The 1,075-nt window shown below is 73.1% G+C and carries 1 protein-coding gene; it reads right to left on the reverse strand.

From position 1 onward, the window contains the following. The coding region (locus P1P70_RS44980; protein ID WP_319248313.1) for a serine/threonine-protein kinase at positions 1-870 on the reverse strand (870 nt) is incomplete at its 3' end. Positions 871-1,075 lie beyond the last annotated feature (205 nt).

Consider the following 1,075-nt stretch of genomic DNA (forward strand, 5'->3'; position numbering starts at 1 on the left):
GTCCGGCCAGGGGGCGTGCGGGCGCAGGAAGGGGCGCGTGGGGTCGAGCGGGGAGCCGGTGGGCATCCCGCGCGCGGGGAGCAGCGGGAGGAGCTGTTCGTACGTCTCCTGGGCGGAGGACGGGCGGTGCTGCGGGTCCTTGGAGAGCAGCCGGAGGACCAGGGTCTCCAGGTTCTCGGGGACCTCGGGGCGGATGCGGCGGACGGGGACCGGCGGCTCGTAGAGGTGGCGGTGCAGGACGCCGAGGGCCGTTGAGCCGGTGAACGGGACGTTCCCGCTGAGCAGTTCGTGGATCAGCACACCGAGGGCGTACAGGTCGGTGTAGGGGCCGACCGCGCCGCCCATGGCCTGTTCGGGGGCCATGTAGGCGGGGCTGCCGATCGGTGAACCGGTGTGGGTGAGGCGGGTGGTGTCGGTGTCCATGACGGAGGCGACGCCGAGGTCGAGCACGGTGACCGTGCCGTCCTGCTTGACCATGACGTTCCGCGGCTTGAGGTCGCGGTGGATGATCGGCACCGCGTGCACGGCGGAGAGCACGGCGCACAGCTGGGCGGCGACCGAGACGGTCCACTGCCACGGGTACGGGTCGTGCTCGGCGAGGTGGTCGGCGAGGTCGGCCCCGTCGACGTACTGCATGACGAGGAACAGCTCCTCGCCCTCGCTGCCCGCGTCGTGCACGGTCACCAGGCCGGGGTGGTCGACCTGGGCCGTGACGCGGCACTCGCGCACGAAGCGGCGGCGCAGTTCGTCGGCCTCCTGGCCCGCGACCTTGTCCGGGCGCAGCAGCTTCACCGCCACCCGCCGGTCGAGGCGCTGGTCGTAGGCCGTCCACACCTGGCCCATGCCGCCCTGTCCGATGAGCGTGGACAGTTCGTAGCGGCCGGTGATCAGGCGTCCGGTGCCCTGCCCCTGGGTCACCTGTCTCCCTCGTGGTTGCGGAGGTAGTCACTGAGCTCGTCCAGCTCGGCGCGCACCTGGTCGATGCGGGCCGGCCCGGGGCGCTGCGGGTCCGGGGCCTGCTGGTGCTGCGGCGGGGGCTGCTGCTGCACGGGCGGCTGCGGGACCGGCGGAGTGG

Origin of the sequence: Streptomyces sp. MB09-02B, from assembly GCF_033794485.1 — a bacterium.
In the GTDB taxonomy this organism is placed as follows: Bacteria; Actinomycetota; Actinomycetes; order Streptomycetales; family Streptomycetaceae; genus Streptomyces.